This window comes from Candidatus Zixiibacteriota bacterium, from assembly GCA_022865345.1.
Taxonomy (GTDB): Bacteria; Zixibacteria; MSB-5A5; order MSB-5A5; family RBG-16-43-9; genus RBG-16-43-9.
Map to the genome: position 1 here is coordinate 1 of JALHSU010000001.1, position 21,420 is coordinate 21,420.

Annotated in this window: 18 protein-coding genes; all 18 read right to left on the reverse strand. The window is 43.9% G+C overall.

What is annotated here, in order from left to right; translation table 11 throughout:
* Positions 1-147: 147 nt before the first annotated feature.
* Positions 148-1,311: a tetratricopeptide repeat protein gene (locus tag MUP17_00005; protein MCJ7457363.1), complete on the reverse strand. Its 1,164-nt coding sequence runs from the start codon at positions 1,309-1,311 to the stop codon at positions 148-150.
* A gap of 290 nt (positions 1,312-1,601) precedes the next feature.
* The gene (locus MUP17_00010; GenBank protein ID MCJ7457364.1) at positions 1,602-2,108 is read right to left on the reverse strand and encodes a hypothetical protein; all 507 of its coding nucleotides are present in this window, start codon (positions 2,106-2,108) and stop codon (positions 1,602-1,604) included.
* A 3-nt stretch (positions 2,109-2,111) separates the two neighbouring features.
* A complete protein-coding gene (accC, locus tag MUP17_00015) occupies positions 2,112-3,608 on the reverse strand; it encodes an acetyl-CoA carboxylase biotin carboxylase subunit (GenBank protein MCJ7457365.1) in 1,497 nt (498 codons plus the stop codon).
* A gap of 148 nt (positions 3,609-3,756) precedes the next feature.
* On the reverse strand, positions 3,757-4,548 hold the full coding sequence (locus tag MUP17_00020; protein ID MCJ7457366.1) for an enoyl-CoA hydratase/isomerase family protein: 792 nt from the start codon (positions 4,546-4,548) through the stop codon (positions 3,757-3,759).
* Between the two features lie 143 nt (positions 4,549-4,691).
* A complete protein-coding gene (locus MUP17_00025) occupies positions 4,692-6,299 on the reverse strand; it encodes a methylcrotonoyl-CoA carboxylase (protein ID MCJ7457367.1) in 1,608 nt (535 codons plus the stop codon).
* A 70-nt stretch (positions 6,300-6,369) separates the two neighbouring features.
* Complete coding sequence (locus tag MUP17_00030) at positions 6,370-6,825, reverse strand: hypothetical protein (GenBank protein ID MCJ7457368.1); 456 nt, start codon at positions 6,823-6,825, stop codon at positions 6,370-6,372.
* 62 nt (positions 6,826-6,887) lie between these two features.
* Positions 6,888-8,306: a tetratricopeptide repeat protein gene (locus tag MUP17_00035; GenBank protein MCJ7457369.1), complete on the reverse strand. Its 1,419-nt coding sequence runs from the start codon at positions 8,304-8,306 to the stop codon at positions 6,888-6,890.
* Positions 8,307-8,480: 174 nt separating this feature from the next.
* A complete protein-coding gene (locus MUP17_00040) occupies positions 8,481-8,888 on the reverse strand; it encodes a Zn-ribbon domain-containing OB-fold protein (GenBank protein MCJ7457370.1) in 408 nt (135 codons plus the stop codon).
* Positions 8,888-10,045 (reverse strand): thiolase domain-containing protein, encoded by a 1,158-nt coding sequence (locus tag MUP17_00045; protein MCJ7457371.1) that lies wholly within the window; start codon positions 10,043-10,045, stop codon positions 8,888-8,890. The genes MUP17_00040 and MUP17_00045 overlap by 1 nt, the downstream gene beginning before the upstream one ends.
* 8 nt (positions 10,046-10,053) lie before the next feature.
* Positions 10,054-11,100, reverse strand: coding sequence for a hydroxymethylglutaryl-CoA synthase (locus MUP17_00050; protein MCJ7457372.1), 1,047 nt, complete (start codon positions 11,098-11,100; stop codon positions 10,054-10,056).
* A gap of 582 nt (positions 11,101-11,682) precedes the next feature.
* Entirely contained in the window at positions 11,683-12,774 is a 1,092-nt protein-coding gene (gene buk, locus MUP17_00055) for a butyrate kinase (protein ID MCJ7457373.1), read from the reverse strand.
* Positions 12,775-12,946: 172 nt separating this feature from the next.
* A complete protein-coding gene (locus MUP17_00060) occupies positions 12,947-14,020 on the reverse strand; it encodes a leucine dehydrogenase (GenBank protein ID MCJ7457374.1) in 1,074 nt (357 codons plus the stop codon).
* A gap of 119 nt (positions 14,021-14,139) precedes the next feature.
* Positions 14,140-14,538 (reverse strand): methylmalonyl-CoA epimerase, encoded by a 399-nt coding sequence (gene mce, locus MUP17_00065; GenBank protein MCJ7457375.1) that lies wholly within the window; start codon positions 14,536-14,538, stop codon positions 14,140-14,142.
* Between the two features lie 90 nt (positions 14,539-14,628).
* Complete coding sequence (locus tag MUP17_00070; GenBank protein MCJ7457376.1) at positions 14,629-16,227, reverse strand: methylmalonyl-CoA mutase family protein; 1,599 nt, start codon at positions 16,225-16,227, stop codon at positions 14,629-14,631.
* A gap of 210 nt (positions 16,228-16,437) precedes the next feature.
* Complete coding sequence (locus MUP17_00075) at positions 16,438-16,944, reverse strand: biotin/lipoyl-binding protein (protein ID MCJ7457377.1); 507 nt, start codon at positions 16,942-16,944, stop codon at positions 16,438-16,440.
* A gap of 129 nt (positions 16,945-17,073) precedes the next feature.
* Positions 17,074-18,600 carry an acetyl-CoA carboxylase biotin carboxylase subunit gene (gene accC / locus MUP17_00080; GenBank protein ID MCJ7457378.1) on the reverse strand — a complete coding sequence of 509 codons (1,527 nt, stop codon included), beginning with the start codon at positions 18,598-18,600 and terminating at the stop codon, positions 17,074-17,076.
* 118 nt (positions 18,601-18,718) lie between these two features.
* Entirely contained in the window at positions 18,719-20,269 is a 1,551-nt protein-coding gene (locus MUP17_00085) for an acyl-CoA carboxylase subunit beta (protein MCJ7457379.1), read from the reverse strand.
* 12 nt (positions 20,270-20,281) lie between these two features.
* A complete protein-coding gene (locus MUP17_00090) occupies positions 20,282-21,124 on the reverse strand; it encodes an MBL fold metallo-hydrolase (GenBank protein MCJ7457380.1) in 843 nt (280 codons plus the stop codon).
* Positions 21,125-21,420: the final 296 nt, after the last annotated feature.

The following is a 21,420-nucleotide window of genomic DNA, read 5'->3' on the forward strand; positions in this document are numbered from 1 at the left end:
CGCGACCCTTTCAGGGTCGCATTGCGAGGCTGAAAGCCTCGCGCTACGAAAAAATCACTAAATCTGTCTTCTTCACGGATGCTAATAACGTTTCTTATCCCTTTAACTCTTGAACCCTTAATCCCTTAAACCTTTTATTATATAACTTCATTCTCCTTTTAATCTCTTAATATTTCCTTTAGTAATCTCAATTTCCATTTGCGCTCCGATTTCAGTAAATAGCCTCAAAGCATCTTCATAACATTTTAAAGCCTTTTCTTTTTCTCCCTTAGATTGAAAGATGAAACCGATGCTGTTAAGGTCTTGAGCTTCTCCTTCCTTGTAGCCAATTTCTCTGTCAATCTTCAAAGCGTCCTCTAGGTATCTCAAGGCTTTGTCCAGATCACCTCTGGTCTGATAGATTATACCGATGTTGCCAAGGGCTTGGGCTTCATCTTCTCGATTACCTATTTCTCTGTCAATTTTTAGAACCTCTTCAAAATTCTTTAAGGCTTTGTCCAGATCTCCTCTGGTCTGATAGATTATACCGAGGTTGCCAAGCTGACGCGCCTCACCAACCTTATTGCCTATTTCTTGCTGAATCTTCAAAGCATCTTCATGGTGTTTTAAGGCTTTATCCAACTCACCTCTGACCTGATAGATTAAACCGATGTTGCCAAGAATTTTTGCTTCATCCTTTCGATTACCAATTTCTCTTTCAATTTTCAAAGCATCTTCATGGTATTTTAAGGCATTGTCCAGGTCTCCTCTGGTCTGATAGATTAAACCGATGTTGCCAAGAGCTTTTGCTTCTCCTTCTTTATCATCAAACTCCCTTGCAAGGCTCAAAGATTTATTCCAATTTTCAAGAGTTAAATCAAGTTTTCCCGGGGTATAGTAACAAAGCCCAATGAGATTATAGAGTGCCACTAATTGGCTGGCTTTGGCTTCTTTCATTGATTTTTTGAATTCAGTAATTGCTTCATCCCATTTGTATTGTGTCATTAGCTTTGTTCCTTCCAGAAATGGATCAAAAACAGGCGGGTCTGCCTGGGGCAATCCATCGACATAAATCGGGATACCAAGATGCTTTTCCATCCACTTTACGTTTTCGTTGGCTTCTTTCGCTTCCTTTTTGATTTCTTGAGCTTCTTGTTTAATAACTTTGGTTTCCTCTTCAATTCTTCGAATACGTTCCTCTTCCTCCCTTCTTAATCTTGCTTTCCGTGGTAAAATCCAAGCAAAAAGGGCAATTGGAGCCCCGAGAACAGCAATAATTACGGCTACAATTGACCAGAATAAAGGTGGGTCAGTGATTTGATAACCAAACATATTTACGTCCTAATAAAAATTATTTCGTAGTGCGACCCTTTTAGGGTCGCCTAGGAACTATCTATTGCAGAGACGCATGCAATGCGTCTCTACGTTTCCTTTAGCTTCTGCGGAGCAGGGTGCTCCGCCTACGATTTTTCCTCGTTGCCACAGGAGTGGCAACGCTACGATTTTCTTTAACCTTGGTGACGCTGTCAGGTTGTAACACCTGACAGCACAGTAGAAGGTGTATCGTAGCGCGACCCTTTCAGGGTCGCATTGCGAGGCTGAAAGCCTCGCGCTACGAAAACTCACTTCTCCTCTTCCAACTCCATAATCGGCTCTTCGGTATCCACCATCTGGTTTTCTTTGAAATTGACTTTTTTCACGATTCCGTCCAAGGCCGATTTTATCTCGTGCTCCATCTTCATCGCCTCTACAATAGCCAGGCTTTGTTTTTTTCTCACCTTTTCACCTTCGGAGACCAAAATCTTGAGAATCCTTCCAGGCATCGGCGCCCGCACTAACTGTTTTCCATCGATTAAACCTGCTTCATCTTCTTTTTTTCTGACCTTAGTAGTTTCCTTTTCCTGAATGACGAATTGCTCACCCTGAACGAAGATGAATCTCTTATTCTCAGCCTCAGCTATGTAAACTGTTTGGTTATGCCCGTCAATTGAAAGAGAAAAACAGTTTGGAGAGATGTTCTGAAACTCAACTTCTCTTTTTGAATTACCCAGATCGACGAAATAGGTATCCCCCTTTTTCTCGATAGAGATTTTATAGAGCTTATCTTCTAAGTTGAATTCAAATTCCATAAGTTATGCGCCTATCTCCCATCTTCCCAGGGAAATCCAGGGGTCGAATCCCGTAGCTTTAACCATCTTTCCCTTAGGTGAGGTCTTTTCCATCGATTGAATAGCTCCGGCTATCAGGGCAGTTTCTCTGAGCTTTTCTCTTGACCTTTTTTCTTTCCACTCGCTCATATTTTTCGGAATGAAATCAGTGCGGGTATTTCCGTCAACAAATTCCTGATGAGATAGCAAATCCTTAAGATAGTTTACCTGCGTTTTGATCCCCAGGATAGCATAATCGGAAAGAGCCTGAATTGCTCTTCTCCTAGCGGATTCTCTATTCTCACCCCAGCAGATTAGTTTAGCCAGAATCGGGTCATAATGCATGGTCACATCTATACCCGAATAAAGACCTGAGTCGTTTCTTATGCCGGGACCTGATGGCTCCTTGACATAAAGTATTTTCCCAAAGGAAGGGAGAAAGTCATTCTCCGGGTCTTCTGCGTAGATCCTGCATTCTATGGCATGCCCTCTTTGTGAAAGCTCCTCTTGCCTGAAAGGAAGTTTCTCACCGCTGGCAATTCTTATCTGTGATTTGACCAAATCGACTCCAGTTACCATCTCAGTAATGGGATGCTCGACCTGAATTCGGGCATTAACCTCTAAGAAATAATATTTTCCATTTTCATCTAATAAAAACTCAACTGTTCCTGCATTGTTATAATTTGCAGTTTGAATCACTTTCACCGCGGTCTTCCCCATTTCCGCTCTCAGTTCGGGAGTCAAAGCAGTTGAAGGAGTCTCCTCGATTATCTTTTGATGTCTCCTCTGGATAGAGCACTCCCTTTCAAAAAAGTGAACCGCATTTCCATAATTATCTGCTAACACCTGAAACTCGATGTGCCTCGGTCTCTCAACGCACTTCTCTAAGTAAACCGACTCATCCCCAAAAGCAGATTTTGCCTCCCTCATTCCGGCTTCAATAGAGGATTTTAAATCTTCCTTAGAGTGAATAATCCTCATCCCCTTTCCTCCACCACCGGCAGAAGCTTTGAGCATCACCGGATAACCAATCTTCTCTGCCTGCTCTTCAAAGTCCTTTAGACTTCCGCCTTTCATCTTCATACCAGGTATTATTGGAATTTTAGCTTGAGTCATCGTGTTTCGAGATTCAAGTTTGTCTCCAACCAATCTCAGAGCTTTTGAATTAGGACCGATGAAAGTTATCTTTTCATCCTCGCACCTTTTGGAAAAAAGATGATTCTCCGCCAGAAAACCATATCCCGGATGAATCGCTTCGGCTTTACTTTTCTTGGTTGTCTCGATGATCTTATCTATGTTCAGATAACTTTCTAAAGGAGGAGCAGGACCCAGAAGATAAGCCTCATCTGCTAATTGAGCGTGCAGGGCTTTTTTATCCACATCCGAATAGACCGCCACAGTTTCAATCCCCATCTCCTTACAGGCCCGGATGATCCGGACAGCGATTTCACCACGGTTAGCTATTAGAATTTTTTTGAACATGATATTTGTTTTTCGTAGCGCGACCCTTTCAGGGTCGCTTATCCGTCATTGCGAGCGACTGAAAGGAGCGAAGCAATCCGTTTACTCAACTTACGCAAATTGCTTCGTCGGTCAAATGACCTCCTCGCAATGACAGTTATATCCTATTTTATTCTTGATTCCATTTCGGCTTTCTTTTCTCTAAAAAAGCGTTCATCCCTTCCTGCCCTTCCTCGCTGATTCTCATCTTAGCAATGACCTCTGCAGTATATCTTTTGAATTCTTCATAACCCATCGAGGGAACCTTTTGCAATAAATCCTTACACATAGCCAGAGCTTTTGGACCTGAGGAAAGAAGCTGTTTTACCCTTTCATTTACTGTTTCATCCAATTTTTCCTCTGGCACTACTTGATTTGCCATCCCAAATTGTAAGGCTTTTTGGGCATCAATCCTCTCTCCTGTCAAGAATAGTTCTCGTGCGACTCTTTCACCCACTCTTCGCAGAACATAGGGTGAGATACAGGCAGGAACCAAACCTAATTTCACCTCGGATAAGCTGAATTTAGCTTTGTCTGAGGCAATAACAATGTCACAAACGGCAACCAGCCCTGCTCCCCCTCCAATAGATACACCGTTGACTCTTGCAATAGTTGGTTGGGGAAGAGTATACATCAAATAAAAAAGCTCTGCTAACTGCAGAGACTCTTTTAAATTTTCCTCATACGAAAAATTGACCACTCTTTTCATCCAGTTCAAATCCGCACCCGCGCAGAAAGATTGGCCATTCCCGCTGAGAACTGCAATTCTGACCTTTTCATCCTGAGCGATTTTCTTGAAAACTTCAGAAAGCTCCGAGATCATTACGTCATCGAAGGCGTTATGAACTTCCGGGCGGTTCAAAAAAATGCGGGCGATCTGGTTTTCTATCTTAAAGTCGATGGTTTGATATTCTGAAGGCATATTTTTATTAATCCGTAGCGTCCTCACTCCTGTGAGGACGAATCATTCATTGCCACGGGAGTGGCAACGCTACGTTCTTCTTATTCGTCATCCATCATTCGTAATCCGTTATTATTCTTATCTTCCTTCTTCCTTTGTCTTTTTTACATTCTGAAAATCCCATACTTCGTCTCAGGGATTGGAGCATTCAGAGACATAGAGATTCCTAAAGCTAAGGCGGTCCTGGTTTCGACTGGATCAACTATCCCATCATCCCATATTCGTGCGGTGCTGTAGTAAGGGCTGGACTCCTCTTCATATTTTTTCAAAATCGGCTCCTTGAACTTCTCCTGTTCCTCTTCGGTCATCTTGATTCCTTTAGCCTCTAAGGATCTCATCCTGACAGTCAAAAGAACATTTGCCGCCTGATCTCCGCCCATAACGCAGATTTTAGCATTGGGCCACATCCATAAGAGGCGCGGATTATAAGCTCTTCCGCACATCCCGTAATTCCCAGCACCATATGATCCGCCAACAATGACAGTGAACTTCGGCACGTCTGCATTGGCGACCGCATGAACCATCTTGGCACCATCTTTGGCAATTCCGCCGTGTTCATATTGTTTTCCGACGATAAAGCCGGTGATATTCTGCAAAAATATCAAAGGAATTTTCCTCATCGTGCACAGAGTGATGAAGTGTGCTGCCTTGACTGAGCTTTCCGAGAAAAGGACGCCGTTGTTTGCCAAAATACCAACCGGATACCCCATTATCCGGGCAAAACCGGTGACTATAGTAGGTCCGTAAAGCTCTTTGAACTCCTGAAATTTGCTGCCATCAACTATCCGTGCAATAATCTCCCTCTGGTCATAAGGTTTTCTTATATCCCTGGGAACGACCCCGTAAATTTCCTTTGGATCATAATAAGGCTCTTCCGGCTCCGAGGCTTCCAATTCGAATTTCTTCGGCGGGTTCAAATTCTCGATTATGTTCCTGGTGATCTCTATGGCATGTTCATCATTCAAAGCGTAATGATCTGCAACTCCGGAAATCCGGCAGTGAACGTCTGCTCCGCCCAATTCTTCATCTGTGACCTCTTCTCCGGTTGCGGCTTTTACCAAAGGAGGACCTCCGATGAAAATCGTCCCCTGTTTTCTTACTATAACCGCCTCATCGCTCATTGCCGGAACATAAGCACCCCCTGCAGTGCAGGAGCCTAAGACCACAGCAATTTGAGGAATCCCTAAAGCAGAGAGCCTGGCTTGATTATAAAAGATTTTCCCAAAATGGTCTCTATCCGGGAATGTTCCTGACTGGTAGGGAAGGAAAATCCCGCCTGAGTCGACCAAATAGACACAGGGAAGCCTGTTCTGCTCTGCAATCTCCTGGGCACGGACGTGCTTTTTGATGGTCATCGGAAAGTAAGTTCCGCCCTTTACTGTAGCATCATTAGCCACAATCAAGACCTCTCTTCCATGCACCACGCCTACTCCGGTGATAATTCCAGCACCAGGAGGGTCTTCCTCATACACCTTGTTAGCGGCTAAATGGGAGAACTCTAAGAAAGGAGTATTTTTATCGAAGAGAAGATTCAGCCTTTCCCTGGGCAAAAGCTTTCCTCTGGATTTATGCCTTTCCCTATCCTTAGCAGACCCGCCCTCCTTGACCTTAGCCAGCGCCTCCTTATACTCATCCACCACCCTTTGCAGAGCCTCAGAATTAGCCTTGTATTCTAAGGAACCAGTATCGATTTTTGATTCTATGCGGAACATTTTCTTCTTTTATTTTAAATAATTTACATTCAATGTCAACTCATTAGTATTTAGCTTTTTTTTAGCTACTTTAAATCTTTGGTAATTCTTCTTTGGGGCGCACAATTAAACTGAGATATCCCAGAGCAGCTCTTTCACCATCTTCATCTCCAACATCTTTTGCAAGATTAAAAGATTTATTCCAATTCTCTATAGCTAATTTAAGATCATCTTTATAATACTTGCATTGACCAATAAAGCTATAAATTGCAATTAACTGACCAGCTGTAGGATCTTGTTTCTTTGCTTCTTCAAACTTTGCAATGGCCATATCCCAATTTTGCTTCTTTATCAATTGTACCCCTTCATTAAATAAGTCTGATACTTGTGAAGAATCAGAGGTAAATCTATTTGAATATACATGTAAAATTGCATTAAGTGTTTGTTTTATTACACTCTGTTTAGATTTAATGTATAAAATGATTGAGAGAACTATAGTCGAAACACCAAAGAAAATTGTCAGGAATAAAGTGATATCAATTGTCATGCCGAAAAAATATATCATTGATGTATATTTGCTTTTCAGATTAAGATTAGGTATCCTTTCAATTATTTATCTTTTATTTTTTCGATATTTTGTTTAATAGAATCAATTTCCCTTTGTGCCCCGATCTGAGTAAACTGATTTAAAGAGGCTTCCATATATTTTAACGCCTTTTCCTTTTCACCTTTGGTTTGAAAAATTAGACCAAGATTGATACTTGCTAATGCCTCTCCTTCTTTATTGCCTATTTCTTCATATATTTTTAAAGCCTTTTCTAGATATTTCAAGGCCTCCTGTAAATTGCCTTTAATCTTATAGATTAAACCTATGTTATTAAAAATCCTTGCTTCCCCTTCTTTATTTCCAATTTCCATAAAAATCTTTAAAGCCTCTGTATGAGAAACTAACGCCGTGTCTAAATCACCTTTGGTTCTGAGGATTACAGCTATATTGTTAAGAGCTTTTGCTTCATCTAAACGATTGTTTATTTGTCTGTCAATCTTCAGAGCTTCTTGGTAGTACCTTAAGGCTTCGTCTATATCTCCTTTTGACTGAAAGAATATACCGAGGTTGTTAAGTGTAGAGGCTTCTCCTTCTTTATAGCCGCTTTCTCTAAAAATTTTTAAAGCGGCAACATAGTACTCTAAAGCTTTGTCAAATATTCTTTTTGTTTGATAAATTAAACCAAGGCTTCCAAGTGCCCTAGCTTTATCAATCTGATTGCCAGTTTCACTACTAATTTTTAGTGCCTCTTCGTGGTATTTAAAGGCTTCATCCAAATTTCCTTTGGATTGAAAGATTACACCTAGGTTGTTAAGAGTTGTTGCTTTATCTTTTTGATTGTTAATTTCTATAAAAATTTTTAAAGCCTTCTCATGATATTTTAAAGCCTCGTCAAAATTACCCATTATTTGATAAATCAAACCAAGGTTGCCAAGAGCCATTGCTTCACCTGCATTATCCCCAAACTCTTTAGCAAGTGTTAAAGATTTCTCATAGTTTTCTTGAGCTAACTCAAGTTTACCGGTAGTATAATAACAAAGCCCAATAAAATTATAAAGCCGGACTAATTCACTCGCTTTGGCTTCTTTCATTGCGCGTCTGAATTCAACAATTGCCTCGCTCCATTTATATTCTGTCATCAGCTTCGAACCCTCGAAAAACGGATCAAAGACTCGTGGGTTCGAAAAAGGTAAACCGTCAGTGTAAATTGGAATACCCAAATGTCTTTCAATATTCTCTATATTTTTATTTGCCAAATCGGCTTTTTCTTTAGCTTTCATAGCTTCTTCTTTTGCAGCTATCGCCTCTTTTGTAGCTGTTTGTGCTGATTCTTCGATTCGTTTAGTACGTTCTTCCTCTTCCTTTCGTAGATGACCACGTGGTGGCAAAATCCAGGCGAAAAGAGCAATTACTATGGCAGCTAAACCAGCGATAATTGTCCACAATAAAAGAAGGTCAATTTGATAACCAAAGATATTCATCACCTAATTCTCCCTGGTCATTTGCTTTTTCGTAGCGCAACCCTTTCAAGGTCGCATTGCCCTACGGGCGCTACGATAAACCCTTTTCATCGTCCGACCTCACCCTAACCCTCTCCCGTAGGGAGAGGGAATTTATTACCCTCCCCTTGAAGGGGAGGGCAGGGTGGGGTCAAATTACACCGGCACGCATTTATAACCGTAACAGATAATCCCGGCTTCGCCTTCCTGGTAGATTTTCCGGAACTCGATCCTCACTGGCATCCCGATTTCCAGTTTATCAAAATCGCAATCTGCAATCTGGGATAAAATTTTCACTCCATCCTTTCCTGTGGATCCTGCGGATAATTCAACAATCCCCATAGCATAAGGTGCCTGGTCTGTGCACTGGCTGGGAGCAACCCGTATTATGGTATAAGTGAGAATTTTACCTTCTTTTGGCAAATTGACTTTCTCAAACTCCCGTCCTTTGCACTCATCGCAAATCAGTCTGGGCGGAAAATATATCTTGCCGCATTTTTTGCACTTGCCGGCTTCCAATCTATATCTTTGAGGGATTCCCCTCCAGTATCTGGGTGATGACATTATACCACCTCCATTATATGAATTAGGCTGCTTCCTCCGCTTCCTCCCATATTCTGGGTCAGCCCAACCTTGGCATTCTTAACCTGCCGCTCCCCTGCCTCACCCCTGAGCTGCTTTGTTATCTCGATAGCCTGGGCAACACCTGTGGCTCCTACCGGATGGCCCTTGGACTTTAGTCCGCCGGAAGTGTTGACCGGAATCTTTCCGCCCAAGGTAGTGAGTCCATGTTCAGTCTCAGGTCCTCCCTTCCCTTTTTCAGCAAATCCTAAAGCTTCGATAACGCATATCTCCGCTATGGTGAAACAGTCGTGCACTTCAGCTAAGTGAATCTCTTCCGGACTTTTACCTGCCATCTCATAGGCGATCTTGGCTGCTCTTTCAGTAGATTTGATTTCAGTCAGGTCGTTACGGCTGTGAAGGGCTATTGTATCTGTGGCGTGACCTGAGCCGATGATTTTTACTACTGGTTTTTTGGAAATCTTTTTGGCTAAATCCAGTGGAGCTAAAATCACTGCAGCGGCACCGTCTGTGATCGGAGAACAATCCAAAATTCTCAAGGGGTCTGCCACCATAACCGACTCGATGACCTCCTCTGCAGTTATCTTCTGGGGATATTGGGCTAACGGATTCATCGAGCCGTGAAAATGGTTTTTAACTGCGACTTGAGCTAACTGCTTTCTGGTAGTTCCGTATCTGTGCATGTGTGCCCGTGCCATCAAAGCATAAAGTCCGGGGAATGTCACTCCATGGTAAACCTCATATTCCTGGTCTGCGGCTGTGGACAGCGCAAAGGTAGCTCCATGCACAGAGACATCAGTCATCTTCTCCACTCCTCCAACTAACACAATATCGTTCATCCCGGAGGCAACGTCGATAAATCCGCTTCTCAAAGCCAATCCTCCTGAAGAGCAGGCAGATTCGACCCTGGTAGCAGGAATAGGTCCCATTCCCAGATAATCAGTTAAAAGCGAGGAAAGGTGCTCCTGCCCTACGAAAAGCCCTGAGGACATACACCCGATATACATCGAATCTATATGGTCAACCCCTGCATCTTCGATAGCTAAAAGAGCGGCTTCAGTGAAAATATCTCTTAAAGAACTTTCCCATAACTCCCCCCATTTATTCATTCCTACTCCGATAATGGCTACGTCTCTCATTTTCCCTCCTATTCTCCCTTCCTGATTTTTCCGCGGTATTTAGCATAGGTTCCGTATTCCAAATAACTTTTATTGTTGTTCAGCATTTCCCTGGTCTTGACAGCAGAATCCCTGACTTGATTTATCCTCTCAGTTACTCTCCAGACAAAAGCATCACTGCCTGCGCCAGACCCGTAGGAGACCATAAAGATCAAATCATTCGGCTTGGCTTCATCCAAAATTGCGGTCAGACCCATGGGAGATGAACCTGAGTAAGTGTTACCTAATTTAGGACACAAAAGTCCGGTCTCGATCTGTTTTTTCTCAAACCCTAAGAGTCTGCCAACTCTCTGTGGAAATTTACCATTCGGTTGATGAAAGACCGCGTATTGAAAATCTTTGGGTTTCATCTTGACCTTTTCTAACATTGCCCTCCCTGCTCCCAAGATATGTTTAAAATATGCTGGCTCCCCGGTGAACCTTGAGGCATGCCGGGGATAAAATTGATATTCCCTTCTCCAGAAATCAGGGGTATCAGTCATATAAGAGTAAGTGTCAATCGCCTCGGCTATGATATTATCTTTTCCCATAATGAAGGCAGCAGCCCCTGCAGCAGCAGTATATTCTAAGGCATCACCTGGTGCCCCCTGTGAGGTATCTGCCCCGATTGCTAATCCATATTCGATTGAGCCAGAGCCGACTAAACCCAGACAGACAAACATCGCCTCAGAGCCAGCTTTGCAGGCGAATTCAAAATCTGCACAGTGAACGTCCGGGGTGGCACCAATTGCCTCCGCTACTGTTGTGCCTGAAGGCTTCACTGCATAGGGGTGAGATTCTGAGCCAACATAGACTGCACCGATTTTTTTAGGGTCGATCTGCGCTCTTTTCAAGGCGCTGAAAGTTGCCTCAACTGACATTGTAATAGTATCCTGATCCGGACCAGGTACAGATTTTTCCTCCACGAATAGCCCTTTTTTATAGGCTTGGGCATCCGCACCCCAGACCTTGGCGATCTCCTCCACCTTTATCCGGTGCCTGGGGATGTATGCCCCGTATCCTGTGATTCCAACCATATTTTCCTCGCTTTCTTTTATTTTCAAAAGGAAAGGTATTATAATAGATATATGGAGATGTTGTCAAGAATTTTTGGTGAAATAATGTAGCGGAGGTCTTCAGACCTCCATTTTTTTATTTTCGTAGAGCGACCCTTTCAGGGTCGCTAAAAGGTAACCCCACGTTGCCCCCAACGTGGGGTTAATGCAAAAAAGTAAAGTTGAGGTCTTTCCGCGTGGTGTCAGGAGTTTTCTCCTGACACCAGAAAGAATGGACTGTCAGGTGGTAACACCCAACAGCGCCTGGAAAGGCAACGTCAGGGATGAACCCGGACGCTACGAGGCTCTTCCGTCGGGTCAGGGGACCCGACGGCCACAGCCAGTGTAGTGGAAACCTTCAGGGTTTCCAGATTTCACAAAGAAGAAGATGGAAGGCTTCAGCCTTCCGCTACAATCTTTATGCGAGGCGAGGGAAAAAAACGTCCAGGATAAACCCTAACGTTACGAAACTGAGTTTTCTTTCGTAGCGCGACCCTTTTAGGGTCGCATTGCGAGGCTAAAAGCCTCGCGCTACATTTTTTATCCTGGAACTTTTGAACCTTTTTATTTAACTGACTGCGGATAAGTCTTAGCTTCCTCTTCCCCTCTTAGAACACGAAGGGCACCTAAAGCTAAAGCCTTCATCTCATCCTGCCCTGGATAAACTAAGACCCTGGCGATGAATGCTACATACTCTTTCAGCTTGTCAACTACCAACTGAGAATTAGCCAATCCTCCGGTTAAAACCACAGCATCGACCTTCCCTTTGAGTGCTACTGCCCTTGAGCCTATCTCGCAGGCGATCTGGTAGATCATCGCCTGGTACACAGCCTCAGCCTCTTTGTCTCCCTGGCTTATCCTTTTTTCCACTTCCTTGGCATCGTTAGTTCCCAGATAAGCCACCAGACCACCACCACCTACCATCCTCTTTTTCACCTGATCCAAAGTCACCTTTCCCGAAAAACACCATTCAGCAAAATCGAACATCGGCAAGGTGCCAGATCTTTCCGGGGTGAAAGGACCTGTGTGCAAAGCATTATTGGCATCAATCACTCTACCTTTTTTTAGAGCCGCAACTGTGATTCCCCCTCCTAAATGAGCTACTATCAGATTTATCTCTTCTAACTTCTTCTTCAAATCTCGTGCAGCTAACCTGGCTGTGGCTTTGACGTTTAAAGCATGAAAAAGACTTTTTCTGGGGAATTCTGGCAAGCCGGAATAACGGGAGCATTCATCGAATTCATCTACTGAAGGGGGGTCCACGATAAATGCCGGGATGTGATAGTCCCAGCCAAGACCAAAAGCCAGAACCGCACCTAAGTTAGATGGATGCTCACCTCCAAAAGCGTTTCTACCATCCTCGATCATCAACTCATTGACCAGGTAAGTTCCTGAGACCACCGGCCTGAAAAGCCCACCCCGTCCTACAACTGCCGAAAGAGTCTCTGGTCTGATCTCATATCGCTCCAGCAGGTCCTTGATCAGCTTCTTCCTGAACTCATATTGGTCCCAGACCCTTCTGAAAGGCTCCAGTTCCAGTTTGGAATGAGAGATCGTCTCCCCGAAGATCTCTTTTTCGTCCTCAAAGATCGAAACCTTAGTAGAGGTCGAGCCTGGATTAATCGCCAGAATCCTGAAATTAATTTTTTTGTTCATACCTTTATTCTCTTTTTAGCTTTTTATTTAAACTCCAAAATTTTCGTGGTATTCTAACTGACTTCAGTCAGGTTTCTCCACGCCACTAAAGTGGCTTTGAACCTTTTGCCCTCTTCTTTTTTCCTTTATTTTTTCCCTTGAACTTTTGAGCCTTTGAGCTTTTAAACTTTTGTTATATACAGCACAAAATGTTTTTAATATCTCCCACCTTTTTTATCCTCTCCTTGGCCAATTTGTAAGCCGTCTGATAAGGCGAGACCTTCTCCCTTTTGGATATGGCTAACACTTTTGCCATGATGTCATAGATTTTTTTGGCTGAAGCTAAGGCTTCTTCCCTGGACAAAATCTTTAAGGCATCCGCAGTCAGGAAAAGCTCACCGCTGTTGATCACAAAATCCGGAGCATACAGTATTCCCTTTTTGAAAAGCTCCTCAGCCAGAGAAGAATTCTCCAGCACGTTATAGGCACCTCCAGCTATAATCTTGCAGCGGAGCAGGTCGATATTCTGTTTAGTGAAGACAGGACCAAGCGCACATGGGGAGAGGATATCGCATTTGTAAGTAAGTATCTCCTCTGGTCTGGTAATTGTGGTATCCGGATATTTATCCTGAACCTTTTTGATCGAATCATAATTCAGATCAGTTACCACCAGCTTCACTTTCTCCTGCTTAAGGTAGTCAGCTAATATCCTGCCAACACTTCCCACTCCCTGAATTACCACGGTGAGACCATCTAAAGACGACACACCATAAAGCTCCTTGACGCAGGCTTTCATCCCCCAGTAAACCCCATAAGCAGTAAGCTCTGAGCTTTCTGCTCTCAAGCCTGAAGAAATCTCATAGAAAAGGACGTGCTCAGTCTCTCTCCGGACATACTTCATCTCCTGCGTATCAGTGCCTAAGTCCGGATAGGTAACGATCCTACCTTTCAAGCCCTCGACAAACCTTCCTAATGCCCTATAATAGGCCTCATCCGTTTCTTCCTCAAAATCATGCCATAATACTATCTTCCCACCCCCGGTGTCCGAATCCGAGATGGCAGACTGATAGGTCATTATCTCAGACAAAATCAGCGCATCCTGGATCGTTTCTTCCTCTGAAGTGTATTTCCAGAGCCTACACCCACCTACCGCCTGACCCAGGGTGGTATCGTGAATGGCGATTATGGCTTTCAGATGGGTGGGCTGGTTATAACAGAAGATCAACTGCTCGTGCCCGTGCTCCTCCATCTTCTCAAAAAGACCCATAATGTTCCTCTCTTTTTATTTTTTGTAGCGTCCTCACTCCCGTGAGGACGAACATTCGTTGCCACGGGAGTGGCAACGCTACAGACACTTGAACCCTTAACTCCTCGAATCCTTGCATCCTATTTTTCCTTCAACTCAATCAACACCCCGAATGCACCTTTCGGCTGTAGGAAAACGATTTTCTTACCTTCAGCTCCAATCCGGGGTTCATCCACAAACTCGACATTTTTACCTTTTAATTCAGAAATGACTTTATCAAAATCCTCTACCTCAAAGCAGACGTGATGAATCCCTTCTCCTTTTTTCTGGATAAATTTATTGATGACGCTTCCTTCCCCCATCGACTCTAAAAGCTCTAACTTAGTCCCACCAAGCTCGATAAAGGCAATCCGGAGCTTCCGGTTCGGCACGTCCACTATTTCTGAGAGACCGAGATTCAGAATGTCTCCATAAAATTTCATCGCATCTTTGATGCTTTTAACCGCAATCCCGATATGTTCGATTTTTTCTATTTTCATAATTCTTATCCTTTTGTAGCGCGACCCTTTCAGGGTCGCATTGCGAGGCTAAAAGCCTCGCGCTACGTTTTTGACTCCTCGAACCCTTTCTTAGATTATTATCTTTTGTTCATACTCTCCCCAGGCATCTTTTAACACCTGGCAGATTTCTCCGATTGAGACATAAGCCTCCACACACTGAATAATCGGATGCATCAGATTTTCATTGGTGTTGATTTTGTTTCTCAATTCATCCAGCGATTCTTTTACTTTATTTTTGTCTCTTTTTACTCTTACCTCTTTTAATTTCTTTATCTGTTCCTGGGTTCCTTTCTTGCTCACCTTGAAAAGCTTTTTGGTCTGCTTCTTTGCCCTCTCGGTCTCAAACCTGTTCACGCCTACAATTATTTTCTCCTTTGACTCTACCATCATCTGGTATTCATAAGCGCTTCTCTGGATCTCTTTCTGATAATATCCAGATTCAACTGCCCATAATGCCCCACCGTTTTTTTCGATATAATCTATATATTTTTTTGCCTCTGCTTCCAGGCTGTTGGTAAGTGACTCGATAAAATAAGAACCAGCCAGAGGATCGACTGTATCAGTAACCCCGCTTTCATAAGCTATTATCTGCTGGGTTCTCAGAGCAATCTGTGCCGCCTTTTCTGAGGGGAGGCTTAAAGCCTCATCCATTGAGTTAGTGTGCAGAGATTGAGTGCCTCCCAAAACTGAAGAAAGCGCCTGCAAGGTTACCCGGATGATGTTGTTTTCTGCCTGTTGGGCAGTAAGTGTGCATCCAGCAGTCTGAGTGTGGAATCTGAATTTACATGCATCCTCAGAAGCACCGAACCTGTCCTTCAGAATTCTTGCCCAGAGCCTTCTTGCGGCTCTGAACTTGGCTATCTCCTCAAGAAAGTTGCTGTGGGAATTCAGGAAAAATGAAACCCTCTTACCAAAATCATTCACGTCTATGTCCGAATTGATCGCCTCCTGCACGTAAGTTATCCCATTGGCTAAAGTAAAAGCAATCTCCTGAACCGCAGTTGCTCCAGCCTCTCTTATGTGATAACCGCTAACACTTATCGGGTTGAATTTAGGCAGGTTTTCTTTAGCATATTTGAAAATGTCAGTGGTCAGCCTCATCGAGGGACGGGGTGGAAAGATATATGTTCCCCTAGCAATATATTCTTTTAAGATGTCATTTTGAATCGTTCCGCAGAGCAGGTTCAAGGGGACATTTTGTTTCTTAGCTAAAGCCACATACATCGCCAGAAGAATAGACGCCGTGGCATTTATGGTCATCGAGGTGCTGACTTTATCCAGGGGTATTCCATTAAACAGTATCTCCATATCTTTGAGCGTATTAATAGCAACCCCGGTTTTCCCAACTTCGCCTGAAGATAGCGGATGGTCAGAATCATACCCAATCTGAGTTGGAAGATCAAAGGCAATTGACAGTCCGGTCTGACCGTGGTCTAAGAGATATTTGAATCTTTTATTAGTCTCCTTAGCAGTCCCGAAACCGGCATACTGCCTCATCGTCCAGAGCCTGCCACGATACATATCCTTCTGCACCCCGCGGGTGAAAGGATATTTGCCTGGGTAACCTAAGTCTCTTGTGTAATCGAAATCTGCAAGGTCCTCCGGTGTATAAAGCTCATTAATGGGAATGTTTGAGCTGGTGAGAAATTTCCGTTTATCTTTTTCCAATCATGAACCTCTTTTTTTAAGATGTCATTGCGAGTCCCCGCAGGGGGCGAAGCCCATCTGGGCTTCGTCATCCCGCCTCCGGCGGGATTCCTCGCAATGACAATCTCTCTCGTCCGACACGAAGGTCGAACGTTACGGTCTCGCAATGCGACCCTGAAAGGGTCGCGCTACGAAAAATGCTCACGAACAACGGTCACGAAAAACGTCTTTTTATTCAAATATCACCAAAACTTCATCCCTGTCCACTGCCTGTCCTGGCTTCACCTTAATCTTTTTCACCTTGCCATCGAATTTTGCCTTTAATTCATTTTCCATCTTCATCGCCTCGACAATGGCAACACCCTGTCCCGTTTTAACCAGGTCTCCTTCTTTGACCTCAATTGCCAGAACCAGACCCGGCATTGGAGTTTTAAGCTCCTTCTCGTGCACAATCTCTTTTTTAAAACCAGCAATATCTTTGAGTCTGGAAAGCTTCTCGTCTTCTAAAACACATTCATATTTTCTCCCGTTCAGATTAACCCAGTAAGACTCAGAATTTTTTATTATTTCCACGTCGAAAGATTTATTGTCTACCAAAAAAGAGAAGAAGTTTGGAGGTTTGACTTGAGAGAAATCAACTGATACCGGCTTCCCATCCAGTTTCACTTCTAACTTTCCATCAGTCTCAGTTATATCTATTTGATAGCTTTTATCTTCTATTTCGGCAACATATTTCATAATATCCCTAAAGTGTTACTTTAAGCATCTTGCCGTCGGGCATAAAGCCCGACCTACGGAATCTTCGTTGGTTCGGGAATTGAAATTCCCGAACCAATTGCATGGCTAAAGCCATGCCCTACGAAAAAATCAGAACTCAGATCTTCTCAAACCTCTCCTTCTTCCTTCCATCTTCCACGGATTATGTTTTATTTTTTCTCCTTGAACCCTTGAACCTTTGAACCTTTGAACCATTATTTTGTTTTGATATTCCGCTAATGCCGCAAACAACGCCACCATCTTCAACTCGTCTTCTTCAAGTGTCACTTTAACCCCTTGACTGAACTCTTCCTCGATAAAATGGGTGGACAGCTCTCCGCGTTTGAACTTTTCGTTGTCCATCACCTGGATGTGAAAAGGTATGGTGGTAGCCACGCCTGAAATATGATATTCGGATAAAGCTCTTTTCATCCTCTGGATAGCTTCGTCACGATTGACACCCCAGGCGATCAATTTGCCTATGATAGGGTCATAGTAGATAGGGATTTCACAACCCTCGTATAAACCAGCATCAACTCTGATACCCGGACCAGCCGGCTCTTCATAGTAAGATACCAGCCCAGTTGACGGAAGAAAGTTGTTTTCTGGGTCCTCCGCATAGATTCTACATTCAATAGCCGCACCTTTCCAAGAAACATCCTCTTGCTTGTAACTCAGAGGTGAACCAGATGCGATCTTCATCTGCTCTTTGGCTATGTCGATCCCGGTGACCATTTCGGTAACCGGATGTTCTACCTGAAGACGGGTATTTGCCTCCAGGAAATAAAAATTCTTATCAGAGTCGACCAGAAACTCCATTGTGCCGGCATTATAGTATCCAGCCGCTTTAGCCGCCTTGACTGCAGTCTCACCCATTTTCTTTCTCATCTTTTCATCCACGATGGGCGAAGGAGATTCCTCGATCACCTTTTGATGTCGTCTCTGGATAGAGCACTCTCTTTCACCTAAATGTATCACGTTTCCGAATTTATCTCCCAGGATTTGAATCTCCACGTGTCTTGGCTTTTCCAGATATTTCTCGATATAAATCCTGGCATCCGCGAAAGCGGATTTGGCTTCAGAGGCACAGGCTCTCATCGCCTCTTTCAAATCTTTTTCTTGTCTTACGACTCTCATCCCCTTTCCTCCACCACCTCCTGCGGCCTTAATCAAAATTGGAAAACCTATTTTTCGAGCTATCCTGAGTCCTTGTTCTTCAGATTCTAAAGGCTCCTCTGTCCCTGGCACGACTTCTATCCCTGCTTTTTTCATGGTTTTCCTGGCAGCCATTTTATCCCCTAAAAGTTCAATGGCTGAGGCAGGTGGACCTATGAAAACCAGCCCTTCGTCCTCCACTTTCCGGGCAAAGGTGGAGTTCTCCGCAAGGAAACCGTAACCCGGATGAATCCCTTCACAACCGGCTTTTTTTGCCACCTCAATCAACTTTTCCATGTTGAGATAACTGGCCGTGGAGGGTGAAGGACCGATGAGGTAAGCTTCATCCGCCATCCGCACGTGTAATCCTTTCCGGTCTATTTCGGAGTAAACCGCTACCGCCTTAATCCCTAACTCTCTACAAGCCCGGATAATCCTGACTGCAATTTCACCGCGGTTGGCTATAAGAATTTTTTTGAACATAGTATATTAGTTCGTAGCGCGACCCTTTCAGGGTCGCATTGCGAGGCTAAAAGCCTCGCGCTACGATAATCTTTTTTGTCCCTTGAACTCTTGAACCCTTAAACCTTTGAACTTTTTCTTACAACGGTATATTCCCGTGTTTTTTTGGTGGGTTGGAATCCTTCTTTGTCTCCAGCATCGACAGAGCTTTAATCAGCCTGGGACGAGTCTCTTTAGGTTCAATCACGTCATCCAAGTAACCTCTTTCCGCCGCAATGTAAGGGTTGGCAAACTTCTCCACGAATTCCCTGAGCTTTTCCTCAGTCGCCTTTTCCGGATCCGGAGATTCTGCTATTTCTTTCTTGAAGATAATCTCCACAGCACCTTTGGGACCCATCACTGCAATTTCCGCAGTGGGCCAGCCATAGTTTATATCCCCTCTTATATGCTTGGAGTTCATCACGTCATAAGCCCCTCCATAGGCTTTGCGGGTGATGACTGTCAACCTGGGCACAGTTGCCTCGCTGAAAGCATACAGAAGTTTTGCCCCATGCTTGATGATCCCTCCAAACTCCTGAACAGTCCCCGGTAAAAACCCGGGCACGTCTTCGAAGACTACCAGAGGTATGTTGAAAGCATCGCAGAATCTTACGAACCTTGCTCCTTTGATGGCTGAGTCTATATCCAGAACCCCAGCTAACACCGCAGGCTGGTTGGCTATGATGCCGACAGATTTTCCACCTAAGCGTGCAAAACCCACCACTATATTCTGGGCATAATCTTTATGAACTTCAAGAAAATCCCCATCATCCACCACTCTTTTGATTATATCCTTTATATCATAAGGTTTAGTTGGCTCCTCCGGAACGATGAAATTCAGCTCCTCGTCCATCCGGTCAATCGGGTCAGTGCATTCTTTGTCCGGAGGGTCTTCCATATTGTTAAGCGGGATAAAGCTGAAAAGCTTCCTGGTCTGGAGGAGCGTTTCAGCCTCGTTTTCACAGGCAAAATGAGACACTCCGCTCCTGGTAGAGTGAACAAGAGCACCACCTAACTCGTCATAGCTCACTTCTTCGTGCGTGACTGTCTTCACGACAGAAGGGCCGGTGACGAACATATAACTTGTCCCCTTGACCATCAGGATGAAATCGGTAATCGCAGGAGAATAGACCGCACCCCCAGCACAGGGACCTAAGATCACCGAAATCTGTGGGATGACTCCTGAGGCTAAAGTATTTCTCAAAAAAATATTGGCATAAGCCCCTAAACTTACTACTCCTTCCTGAATCCTGGCACCACCTGAGTCGTTCAGACCTATAACCGGGGCACCTACTTTCATTGCCAGGTCCATGATCTTGCAGATTTTCTCTGAATGGGCTTCAGATAAAGAACCGCCAAATGTGGTGAAATCCTGAGAGAAGACAAACACCAGTCTTCCTTCAATTGTTCCATACCCGGTGACCACCGCATCCCCGAAAATCCTCTGTTTATCCAAGCCAAAATCGCTGCAGCGGTGCATAACGAACATATCGAATTCCTCAAAGCTTCCCTCATCCAGGAGAATGTCCAGCCTTTCACGGGCTGTGAGCTTCCCCTTTTTATGCTGTTCCTCTATCCTTTTGGTGCCGCCGCCTAATTTGGCTTCTGCTCTTTTCTTTTTTAACTCCTCGATTTTTTTCTCTAAGGACATAAACCACCTTTTTTAAATTGGAACCTTTTTGACTTCTATCTTATCATCCTTTTTTTCCAGGCGACACACCTTAGGGTCGATCTCATGGTCGAATGCAATCATCCAGTTATTCTGTAGACATTCATTGATTAGCTTTCTTTTTGTTTCCATCACTTCCAGTGGGTAAATATCAACACCAGCAACATACGGCACTCTTAGATGCGAGACAGTTGGAATTATGTCGCTGGGATAAACTATCGTTTCTCCGCCCCCCTGGATAAAAACCACCTGCAGTCCTTTGGTATGCCCACCAGTTAATTTCACCTTGATCCCAGGTACTATCTCCTTTTCTCCACTCACCAGATTTATTTCTCCGAGCTCCTCTAACGCCCTGAAATTTTCCACGCTATAAGTAGCTTTGGTTCTCTCATCCGGTTGAAGCGCATATTTCCATTCCTCTGACTGAATTATATACTTTGCTTTAGGAAATCGGGGAACTTTTTCACCTTTTGAGTTTAGTCCGACAATCCCACCAGCATGATCAAAATGGAGATGCGAAAGGATGACGAAGTCGATGCTCTCAGTTGTCAACCCGATATCGGAAAGACTCTTTTCTAAATTGGATTCCTTTTCGACCCCGTATATCTTCTTTTGTTTTTCATTCAGAGTATTCCCCATGCCGGTATCGATCAGGATATTCTTGCCATTTGATTTAACCAGTAAGAGATTCAAATCCAGGGTAATCATATTCCGCTCATCCGGGACCATCAGCCTTTCCCAGATGACCCTGGGAACTACTCCGAACATAGCTCCACCATCTATTTTAAAAGAGTTTTCAATGATGGAATAGACCTCTTTATCACCGAGTTTGAGCATGGGTTTCATTTCCTCTGTAACCCTTGATCCCTTGAACTCTTTATCCTTGTGGCCATTCACCGCAAAATTTAATGTTTTTAAGACCCAAGTCAAGGGAAAGTTTAGGAGTTGCGAAAACGCATTACATATGTAAATCAGGACAGAACAATGTTCTGCCCTTGTATTTTATACTTAGAGAAGTTATTATTCCACGGACCGGGATGAAACTGTTTCTGCCCCAAGGCACTAAAGCCTGGTTTGTAGATTAGTTCGCCCGGTCCGTTAACAGGATCGTCTGATACCGAACGGTATCTTAG

What these genes read in the sequence shown, in the direction of transcription:
- MUP17_00005 (MCJ7457363.1), bottom strand. Translation starts at nt 1,311, where the DNA reads ATGTTTGGTTATCAAATCACTGACCCACCTTTATTCTGGTCAATTGTA.
- MUP17_00010 (MCJ7457364.1), bottom strand. Translation starts at nt 2,108, where the DNA reads ATGGAATTTGAATTCAACTTAGAAGATAAGCTCTATAAAATCTCTATC.
- accC (MCJ7457365.1), bottom strand. Translation starts at nt 3,608, where the DNA reads ATGTTCAAAAAAATTCTAATAGCTAACCGTGGTGAAATCGCTGTCCGG.
- MUP17_00020 (MCJ7457366.1), bottom strand. Translation starts at nt 4,548, where the DNA reads ATGCCTTCAGAATATCAAACCATCGACTTTAAGATAGAAAACCAGATC.
- MUP17_00025 (MCJ7457367.1), bottom strand. Translation starts at nt 6,299, where the DNA reads ATGTTCCGCATAGAATCAAAAATCGATACTGGTTCCTTAGAATACAAG.
- MUP17_00030 (MCJ7457368.1), bottom strand. Translation starts at nt 6,825, where the DNA reads ATGACAATTGATATCACTTTATTCCTGACAATTTTCTTTGGTGTTTCG.
- MUP17_00035 (MCJ7457369.1), bottom strand. Translation starts at nt 8,306, where the DNA reads ATGAATATCTTTGGTTATCAAATTGACCTTCTTTTATTGTGGACAATT.
- MUP17_00040 (MCJ7457370.1), bottom strand. Translation starts at nt 8,888, where the DNA reads ATGTCATCACCCAGATACTGGAGGGGAATCCCTCAAAGATATAGATTG.
- MUP17_00045 (MCJ7457371.1), bottom strand. Translation starts at nt 10,045, where the DNA reads ATGAGAGACGTAGCCATTATCGGAGTAGGAATGAATAAATGGGGGGAG.
- MUP17_00050 (MCJ7457372.1), bottom strand. Translation starts at nt 11,100, where the DNA reads ATGGTTGGAATCACAGGATACGGGGCATACATCCCCAGGCACCGGATA.
- buk (MCJ7457373.1), bottom strand. Translation starts at nt 12,774, where the DNA reads ATGAACAAAAAAATTAATTTCAGGATTCTGGCGATTAATCCAGGCTCG.
- MUP17_00060 (MCJ7457374.1), bottom strand. Translation starts at nt 14,020, where the DNA reads ATGGGTCTTTTTGAGAAGATGGAGGAGCACGGGCACGAGCAGTTGATC.
- mce (MCJ7457375.1), bottom strand. Translation starts at nt 14,538, where the DNA reads ATGAAAATAGAAAAAATCGAACATATCGGGATTGCGGTTAAAAGCATC.
- MUP17_00075 (MCJ7457377.1), bottom strand. Translation starts at nt 16,944, where the DNA reads ATGAAATATGTTGCCGAAATAGAAGATAAAAGCTATCAAATAGATATA.
- accC (MCJ7457378.1), bottom strand. Translation starts at nt 18,600, where the DNA reads ATGTTCAAAAAAATTCTTATAGCCAACCGCGGTGAAATTGCAGTCAGG.
- MUP17_00085 (MCJ7457379.1), bottom strand. Translation starts at nt 20,269, where the DNA reads ATGTCCTTAGAGAAAAAAATCGAGGAGTTAAAAAAGAAAAGAGCAGAA.
- MUP17_00090 (MCJ7457380.1), bottom strand. Translation starts at nt 21,124, where the DNA reads ATGCTCAAACTCGGTGATAAAGAGGTCTATTCCATCATTGAAAACTCT.